Genomic DNA, 9,066 nt, shown 5'->3' on the forward strand with positions numbered 1-9,066 from the left:
GTCATTATCTTCACCGGTGAAAGGATTTTACAATCCTAAGACCTTCATCATCCACGCGGCATGGCTGCGTCAGGCTTTCGCCCATTGCGCAAGATTCCCCACTGCTGCCTCCCGTAGGAGTTTGGGCCGTGTCTCAGTCCCAATGTGGCTGGTCATCCTCTCAGACCAGCTACTGATCGTCGCCTTGGTGGGCCATTACCCCACCAACAAGCTAATCAGACGCGGGCCGCTCTAAAGGCGATAAATCTTTCCCCCGAAGGGCACATTCGGTATTAGCACAAGTTTCCCTGAGTTATTCCGAACCTAAAGGCACGTTCCCACGTGTTACTCACCCGTCCGCCACTAACTCCGAAGAGTTCGTTCGACTTGCATGTGTTAGGCCTGCCGCCAGCGTTCGCTCTGAGCCAGGATCAAACTCTCAGGTTGAGTTGACTTCTGACCTAAGCATGACAGCGCCGAAGCGCCATCTGGCATTAGTTCTACGTATTCTTGACGAGATCCCACGATCGTCGATCCGAAGACCGACTTCATGGTGTCTTTCAAAAAGACCGCAGATGTCAGTGTCGAGATAACCTCGAAGGGTTATCGCCAGGACACCGCCGCCTGCGTTTCTCTTTCCAGATCAACGATTTCAAAGACCCGGGAACCGGAGACCGGCCCCACCGTTTAGCGCCCGGTTGCGGCGGAGGCGGCGATTTAGTCGCCTCGGTCTTCCGTGTCAAGCGGTTATTCCGAAGAAGAACCTCTTTTCGACGGCCCCGCCCGGAGGCGAGGGAGGCGGGTGTTTACCGCCTCATTTTCCTGCGTCAAGCGGTTCTTTTTGAAGAAGAACCTTTTTCTGCAGGCCCGGCCCGGAGGCCAGGGAGGCGGCTGTTTAGCGCCTCAGTTTTCCGCGTCAAGTGGTTCTTTTTGAAGAAGAACCTCTCTGTTCGGAACCGCCCCGGAGGGCGGCGGAGGCGGCTCTCTAAGGAAGGCCGATCTCCGTGTCAACCGGGCTTTTCAGCCATTCTGCGGAGGGGAAGATCGAGACCTTCCAGACCGCAGAAAACCGCCGAGTGAAGCCGGAGGGGCTTCCCTCTGTTTCGTTTCCGACGATTCGATTGGAGCGCGGAACCTAGCCAGTTCGCTTCCGGAAATCAAGAGGCTTTCGCTTCTTTCTTTCCGTCGGGATCGGGAGGCTTTCGTCTCCGCGGCCCCGGCGGCCGGCCCGTTTCCGAGCGAGGCGGCGATATACGCAGCGGCCTTTTCGTCCGCAACCGCTTTCTGACGGATTTCCGAACTTTCTCGCCGACTCCCGCTCGTCCGACGCGGATCGGTCCGCCGGGGCTCAGCCGGCGGCTATATAGGTGCGCAGCGACTCCGCCTCCCGCGTCGCCTCGTCGATCTGCCGCTTCACGACGTCGCCGATCGAGACCACGCCGGCAAGGCGGCCGTCGGCCAGCACCGGCAGGTGCCGGATCCGGCGCTCGGTCATCCGCTGCATCAACATGCCCACGGTTTCGGTCGGGGCCGCGAAGACCACCTCGGCGGTCATATAGTCGGACACCGGGCGGCGAAGCGCCGCCTCCCCGCCCAGGGCGAGGGCCCGCACCACGTCCCGTTCGGACAGGACGCCCACGACCCGGTCCGACTCGCAGACGATCACCGCCCCCACCCGACGGCGCTCGAGCTCGCGACAGGCGTCGGTCAGCGGCAGGTCCGGCGCCACCGACCAGACCTCATGGCCCTTTTCCTTGAGAATCTCGGCGACCAGCATGGCGGCTTCCTCCGTCCGGCGGATGCGGCCGCGGACCGGGCCGCTCAGAGGGAAGGATCGCCCGGATCGGGCGGCGAATCAAACGCCGCGTCCCGACGCCGGCGGAACCGGGCCAGGAAGCCGATCGTCAGCAGGCCGAACACAAAGCCGAAGGCGTGCGCCTCCCAGGCGATGGCCAGCCCGTCCATCCCCGGCGCCAGTCCGATGAGTCCGGCGCCCGCATTCACCGCCATGAGAACGGCGGCGATCGTCACCACCCGCCGGTCGGTCAGCGGGCGCAGCCGCCCGTCGCGGCGCCCCAGCAGCCGGATCGCCGCCCCCATGAGACCGAAGACGGCGCCGGAGGCCCCGACGACCAGGCCGGGGCTCGTCGGATGGACAAGGCCGTAGCCCAGCGCCGCGACCAGACCGCACGCTATATAGAAGGCGAGGTAGGTCGCTGCGCCGCGCGCCCCCGGCAGCAGGCGGGCGACCGGGGCGCCGAAGGCGAGAGCGCCGGTGGCGTTCATCAGCACGTGCGGCCAGTTCGCGTGCAGGAACATCGACGTCAGCAGACCTGGCCACCAGCCGCCCGTGCTGAGGGTCGCGGGCTGGAACGCCAGGGCGAAGCTCGCCTCCCCCGCCCACTGCTGCACCACGAACAGGAGAGGCATGGAGGCGGCGACCAGCACCGCGACGGCGGGCGCGTTGAAGATCCGGTCTTGCGCGGAATCGGTCAGGGCCGTGGCCTCGCTCGCGGTTGTCCCGCCGCTCTGCCCGGCGGCCGGGGCGGTGGCAAGCGCTTCTTAATAACCATGATCCAGATTGGGACGCAGGGTCCTCAGCGGCTCGTAACCGCGTACCAGCCGGAGGGGCGACATGTCCGCCACCAGATTGGCCACCGCCGCCGCGGCGTTCGCCGCCGTCGTCGTCCCCGGCGCCGCCGCCGCCCAGTCGGCCGGCTCGAGCGGCATGGCCGCCTACCAGTCGGGCTACGGCGGCGCCCGCTACACGACGGCCCGGCCGCAGACCGGCTCCACCCGCGACCAGAACGGCAACCGCCTGATCGTCAACGGCATCATCCAGACCGGCGCCAGCGCCTATTCCAGCGCGTCCGGGGGCGTGTCCTCCAGCTGGAGCGGCGCCGGCGCGGGCGGAACGACCCTCGGCGGCTCGACGGCGATCGGCAACAGCCTGAACGTCGTGGTGCAGGGCGACCACAACACGGTCATCGTCAATTCGCGACAGACCAACAACGGCGATGTCACCGCCGGCACCAATGTAAATCCCCCCCCGAGGCTTCCATGAGCGCCAGCCGGCCCAGTCACCGCATCCGGGCGGTCGTCGCCGCGTGCTCCGTCGCCGCCCTGCTCAGCGGGTGCATCTCGGCGTCCGCCGGCCCCGGCGGCGCCTACGCCGCCCCCATCGGCAATGCGCCGGTGATCTCCAACCCGACGCCCTACTCCGCCGCCCTCTACTGCATGGCGGACTACGCCCGACGCTATAACCTCCCCTCCCCGCGCATCGCGGTGGGCCGGATCAGCGACTACACCGGCACCGTCTCGGCCGACGGCGGCCGCCAGATCACCGGCGGCGCCTCGCTGATGGCGATGACCGCCCTGGCCAAGTCGGGCGCCCACATCGTCGAACGGTACGACACCTCGGTCTCCGAGATGGAGCTGCGCTACGCCAACAACCGCCTGATCGGCGACGAAGGCCCCGGCGGGGCGGAGGACGTCCAGTACCGGCGCATCCTCGCCGGTTCGGTGCCCGGTTCGGACTTCTACGTCATCGGCGGCATCACCGAGGTGAACTACAACATCCGGTCCGGCGGCTTTGACATCGGGGCCGGCCAGGTGGAGACGGACACGCCGCTCTCGACCGCCTTCTCCGGCAAGGCCTTCGTGATGAATGTCGCCATAGACCTCCGGCTTGTGCAGACCACCACGCTCGAGGTGGTCGACGTCATCTCCTACCAGAAGCAGATCATCGGCCGGGAGATCTCGGCCGGGGTGTTCGACTTCCTGAACGGCAACGTCTTCGACATGTCCGCCGGCGAAGGCGCCCTCGAGCCCGTCCAGCTGGCCGTCCGGGCGCTGATCGAACGGGCCACCGTCGAGTTCATGGCCAACCTCTACGGGGCGCCGGGACCCGAAATCTGCCTGTCGGCCGGCCCGGATCCCCTGGGCGGCACGGTGGGCGCGACCGGGGGTTACTACCCGGCCTATCCCAACACGGACACGAACAATGGCGACACTCGCGCGGACCCGTCTCGCTGGCACGATCGTCGCGACGGCGCTGTGCGCCGCAGCCGCTACTGAGGCCGCGGGCCAGACGCCGCCTCAGGAATCGGTCGTCCTGAACCAGCAACTGCAACTGGGCGACGTCTTCTCGCACCAGACGCTGAACGTCGTCGACGCCCAGGACCAGATCACCGCCCGCACCTCGGCCCAGGGAACCTCGGCCTCCGGCTCGGTCGAGGGCGGCGCGATTCTCGTCCAGTCCGACCAGGAGATGCGCGGCGACTCCACCGCCCGCACCGATGTCGTCGCAGGCGGCGACACCTGGGGCGAGGTGAACGTCGTCACCCAGGCCGGCGGCAATTACCTTGCGGTCAGCGCCTATGACGCGGACCTGACCGCCAACGCCGTGCAGACCAACGCCGGCGGGCTGGTCAGCGCGATCAGCGAGGTCGGCGACTCCGCGGCCCGGCTGCACGCCGGCGGCGACGTGGCCGCGTCGGCCATCTCGAACACGGTCGCGCTCTACGGCGAGGGCGCGCTGCTGCAGGGCGACGTCGACCAGGCCAACGCCGCGACGGTGCGCTCCTTCAGCCGGATCCAGAGCCAGTACATTCCCGCGGAAGCGGCCGTGACCGCCGAGTCGATCGGCAACGCCGTCTCGGCGACCAGCGTCCAGACCTCGGGACAGGACCTGTCGATCGTGCAGTCCTCGACCGGAGCCTTCGTCGAGGCGGAGGCCAGCGCCAACGCCGGCAACGCCTGGGATCTCGCCGGTCGCGCCCGGGCGACCGCCAACCAGGCGGTGCTCTACAATGAGGGGGGCGCCGTGGTGGCGGCCACCGACCAGACCAACACCTCGTTCGTGCGCGCCGCGGCGCTGACCACCGCCTACGACTACGGACGGGCCGAGGCCTACGCCCGCGGCGCCGGCAACGAGGTGTCGGTCGGCGACAACGACATCTACGTCGAGATCGACAACAGCCAGTTCAACTCGGGCGGAGTGGACGTCAGCGCCACCTTCGCAGGGACCAACGGCTACGATGTCTATGTGGGCGCGGACGCCGTCGGAAACGCCGTCACCGGCTACGCCTGCGCCGACTGCGAGGGCTATCTCGAGGCCGCCAACAACCAGACCAACGAGGGCGACGTCAGCGCCCGGGCGACCGTCTCCGTCGCCGGGTCGAATCGCGCCGTCATCTCCGGAGCCAACGCCGTGGGCAACGTCGCGACCTTCCACGTCTCGCGCCCGGCACATTAATCTTCTGTAACTTGAGCCGGCGAGGACCTCGCACAAGGGTTGCGCGGGGCGTCGGCGTACAAGCGTGGGCGGTCCGTCTATCCCCTGTTCTGCGCCGCCGATGGCCGGGCGCGTTTTCCGGAGTGACCGCTGATGCGTTCCGCCCGCCTGCTGCTTCTCGCCGCCGCCTCCCTCACCGTGCTGACCGCGGCCAGCCCGGCGCTGGCCCAGGCCCAGCCTTCCGATCCATGGGCGCAGGCGACGAGCGACGTTCCGGCCGACGCCAATGTGCGTTTCGGCGTGCTCCCGAACGGGATGCAGTACGCCATCCTGCGCAACGCCACGCCGCCGGGGCAGGCCTCGTTCCGGCTGCGCATCGACGCCGGCTCGCTGATGGAGAACGAAGACCAGCTCGGCCTCGCCCACTTCATGGAGCACATGGCCTTCAACGGCACCACCAACGTGCCCGAGAACGACCTCCTGCGAATCCTCGAAAGGCTCGGCCTGGCGTTCGGCGCGGACACCAACGCCTTCACCAGCTTCGACCAGACCGTCTACATGCTGGAGCTGCCGCGCACGAACGACGAGACCGTCGACACCAGCCTGCACATCATGCGCGAGCAGGTTTCGGAGGCGCTGATGGCGCCCGAGGCGGTGGACGCCGAACGCGGCGTGATCGAGGGCGAGGAGCGGCTGCGCAATACGCCGGGCCTGCGGTCGATCAAGGCCCAGCTCGCCCTTCTCGCGCCGGGCCAGCGGGTGTCCCAACGGCTGCCCATCGGCGACCTGACCATCATCCGCACCGCTCCCCGCGAGCGCTTCGTCGAGTTCTATGACGCGTACTACCGCCCTTCCCGGGCGACCTTCATCGCCGTCGGCGACTTCGACGTGGACGTGATGGAGACCAAGATCCGCAACGCCTTCGAGAGCTGGGAGCCGCGGGCGCCCGACGGGCCCGAACCCGATCTCGGCACGGTCGCCCCGCGCGAGCCGGAGACGCGCATCCTCGTCGAACCCGGCGTCCAGTCGTCGATCGCGCTGAACTGGATCCGCAACCCCGAACGGGATCCCGACACCGTGGCCGAGCGGCGGGAGGATCTGGTCCGCGGCCTCGGCGTCGCCGTCCTGAACCGGCGGCTCGGCGAGATCGCCCGCACCGACAATCCGCCCTTCTCCGCGGCCGGGGGCGGCGAATCGAGCCTGGTGGACAGTCTCGACATCGCCACCGTCACCGCCCAGTTCACCCCCGGCGAATGGAAGCGCGCGCTTGAGGCGATCGAACAGGAGCAGCGCCGACTGGTCGAATACGGCGTCTCCGACGCGGAACTGCAGCGCGAAATCACCGACCTGCGGGCCGCGCTGCAGACCGCGGTCGCCGGCGCGGCCACCCGCCGGACGCCGCAGCTGGCCAGCGAACTGGTCAACGCGGCCAACGAGCAGGACGTGTTCAGCTCGCCGCAGACGAACCTCGATCTGTTCAACGCCGCCGTCGAGGGACTGACCGCCGCCCAGGTGAGCGAGGCGGTGAAGTCGGTGTTCCAGGGCGAGGGTCCGCTCGCGCTGGTGGTCACGCCGGTCGAGATCGAGGGCGGCGAGGCCGCCGTGACGGCGGCGCTCGAGGCTTCACGCCAGGTTCCGGTCGCCGCCCCGGCCGCCCAGGCCGCGCTGGAGTGGCCCTACGCGACCTTCGGGCAGCCGGGACAGGTGACCGACCAGCGCGAGATCGCGGAGCTCGGCGCCACCGTGGTCACCTTCGCCAACGGCGTGCGGCTGACCGTCAAGCCGACCGACTTCCGTGACGAACAGGTCCTCGTCAGCGTCCGGACGGGCATCGGCGAGCGCGGGCTGAGCCCCGATCGCGCCGATCCCCAGTTGCTCGCCTCGCAGATCGTGCCGCCGGGCGGCCTTGGCCGGCTGACCTTCGACGAGCTCAGCCGCGTGCTGAACGGACGGATCTACTCCGCCGGCTTCTCGCTCGACGGGGACAGCTACCAGCTGTCGGGCGCGACCCGCCCGGAGGATCTGGCGCTGCAGACCCAGATCCTCGCCGCCTACCTGACCGATCCGGGCCTGCGTCCGGCGCCGCTGCAGCTGATCAAGTCGGTCTTCCCGCAACAGGTCGAGCAGCTGATGGCCACCCCCGGCGGCGCCTTCCTGATCCAGGGCTCGGGCCTTCTCGCCAGCGGCGACAAGCGCGAGAGCCTGCCCAGCGCCGAAGAGATCGCCGGCTGGACCATCGAGGACCTCCGCGCCGGAATCACCCGGGGTCTCGCCAGCGGACCGATCGACGTCATCATGGTCGGCGATGTGACCGTCGAGGACGCCATCGCGGCCGTGGCTCCCACCTTCGGCGCCCTGCCCGAACGGGGACCGGATCCGCAGCCGGCCGCCGGCGCGACCGAACTGCGCTTCCCCGCGCCGACGGCGGAGCCGGTGCGTCTGACGCACAACGGCCCGGCGGAACAGGCGCTGGCCTACGTCGCCTGGCCGACCACCGACGCCGTCGGCGACCGCACCGAGGCCCGGCGGGCGTCGATCCTCGCGGAGGTGCTGAAGCTGCGGGTGCTCGAGGAGATCCGCGAACGGCAGGCGCTGGCCTATTCGCCCGGCGTCCGCGCCAGCGCCTCGGACGTCTACGAGGACTACGGGTTGATCTCGATCCAGGCGGAGACGGCGGCCGACAAGCTCGACGCCTTCTACGCGGCGGTCGAATCGATCGCCGCCTCGCTCCGCGACGCCCCGCCCAGCGAGGACGAGCTCAACCGCGCCCGCCTGCCGGTGATCGAATCCCTACGCCGCAGCCAGGCCGGCAACGAGTACTGGCTCACCCAGCTCGCCGACGTCGCCGCCCGTCCCGAGGACGCGGAGCAGACGCTCACGCACATCTCCGACCTCGAGGCCATCACGCCCGCCGACATCCAGGCCATGGCGCGGGCGTACCTCCGCCCCGACCGGGCGTGGAAGGCGGTGGTCGTCTCTTCACAGGCGGCCCCGGCGCAATAGCGGACGAAAAACGGCCCCGGTCCTGTTCAGGGCCGGGGCCAGTCGCTTCTCAGGAATGTCGACCGGAGCCGACGAAGACACCTTGCGCCGCCGGCGCTGACCATGGGCTGAACGGCGCGTTCGCCCGCGTTCAGAACACCCGGCCGCCGACGCCGCCGTCGAGCGTGATCGTGGCGCCCGACACCGCGACGCCGGCCTGTTCGACGATCTCCTCGCGATAGGCCGTGTAGATCTCCTCACGCACCATGGTGAGGATCTTCACCCCCGCGCCGTAGCGGCGAAGCAGCGAGCGCTCGTTGCAGTCCCGCTCGGCCCGTTGCGTGCGGCATTCGACCCTGCCGCCGCGGCCGTGCCACAGGGCTTCGCCCTTGCGGCAGCTGATGGTCTCCCCGGCGTCGAACCGGACTTCGCCCTGGTACTCGGCCCAGGTGGCCTGCAGCCAGGTTCCGGCCAGGCAGCGATACAGTTCGCCCTCGTAACCGCCGTCGACCTCGCGGTCCGGCCGGACCTGGGACGCCGGGTGCGGGACGCTGCGGTCGTCGATGCAGACCGCCTGGATGACCACGCGCTTCTCCCAGCGGCGGCGCTCCTCGTAGGGCACCCGGATGACCTGCCGCACCGCGCCCTCGACGTTCAGGCCGCTGATCGTGGTCGGGTAAGGCTGATCGACCGTCACATAGGCCGAGCCGCCGCCGCTGACCCACACGCTGCCGCCGGCGCGGGCGTTGATCCCGGCGCGGGCGCGGGCTCCGGCGTCAGCATTGGCGTTGGCGTTGACGTTCACATTGACGTTGAGATTGCCGCCGCCGCTGCAGCAGGGCGGGGGCGGGGGCGTCTCACAACCTGTC

General features: G+C 69.1%; 7 protein-coding genes and 1 rRNA gene. 4 read left to right on the forward strand and 4 right to left on the reverse strand.

Annotation, left to right across the window (positions count from 1 at the left end):
• From H2038_RS14665 to H2038_RS14675, 3 genes are all read right to left on the reverse strand, one after another.
• A 16S ribosomal RNA gene (locus H2038_RS14665) occupies positions 1-426 on the reverse strand; the annotation flags it as partial.
• Between the two features lie 901 nt (positions 427-1,327).
• Positions 1,328-1,756 carry a CBS domain-containing protein gene (locus tag H2038_RS14670; protein ID WP_292114853.1) on the reverse strand — a complete coding sequence of 143 codons (429 nt, stop codon included), beginning with the start codon at positions 1,754-1,756 and terminating at the stop codon, positions 1,328-1,330.
• A gap of 44 nt (positions 1,757-1,800) precedes the next feature.
• A complete protein-coding gene (locus H2038_RS14675; protein WP_292114856.1) occupies positions 1,801-2,409 on the reverse strand; it encodes a rhomboid family intramembrane serine protease in 609 nt (202 codons plus the stop codon).
• A 205-nt stretch (positions 2,410-2,614) separates the two neighbouring features.
• Here H2038_RS14675 and hfaA point away from each other — a divergent pair, with 205 nt between their 5' ends.
• From hfaA to H2038_RS14695, 4 genes are all read left to right on the forward strand, one after another.
• Positions 2,615-3,043 carry a holdfast anchoring protein HfaA gene (gene hfaA, locus H2038_RS14680; protein ID WP_292114858.1) on the forward strand — a complete coding sequence of 143 codons (429 nt, stop codon included), beginning with the start codon at positions 2,615-2,617 and terminating at the stop codon, positions 3,041-3,043.
• Positions 3,040-4,056 (forward strand): holdfast anchoring protein HfaB, encoded by a 1,017-nt coding sequence (gene hfaB, locus H2038_RS14685; RefSeq protein WP_292114861.1) that lies wholly within the window; start codon positions 3,040-3,042, stop codon positions 4,054-4,056. Before hfaA ends, hfaB begins: the two co-directional genes overlap by 4 nt.
• Positions 3,983-5,236: a holdfast anchor protein HfaD gene (gene hfaD, locus H2038_RS14690; RefSeq protein WP_292114863.1), complete on the forward strand. Its 1,254-nt coding sequence runs from the start codon at positions 3,983-3,985 to the stop codon at positions 5,234-5,236. Before hfaB ends, hfaD begins: the two co-directional genes overlap by 74 nt.
• Before the next feature lie 132 nt (positions 5,237-5,368).
• Entirely contained in the window at positions 5,369-8,218 is a 2,850-nt protein-coding gene (locus H2038_RS14695) for a pitrilysin family protein (RefSeq protein WP_292114866.1), read from the forward strand.
• A 130-nt stretch (positions 8,219-8,348) separates the two neighbouring features.
• On the opposite strand, the gene H2038_RS14700 is transcribed toward H2038_RS14695, so the two are convergent.
• The coding region (locus H2038_RS14700) for a hypothetical protein (protein ID WP_292114868.1) at positions 8,349-9,066 on the reverse strand (718 nt) is incomplete at its 5' end.

This window comes from Brevundimonas sp. (assembly GCF_013912005.1).
In the GTDB taxonomy this organism is placed as follows: Bacteria; Pseudomonadota; Alphaproteobacteria; order Caulobacterales; family Caulobacteraceae; genus Brevundimonas.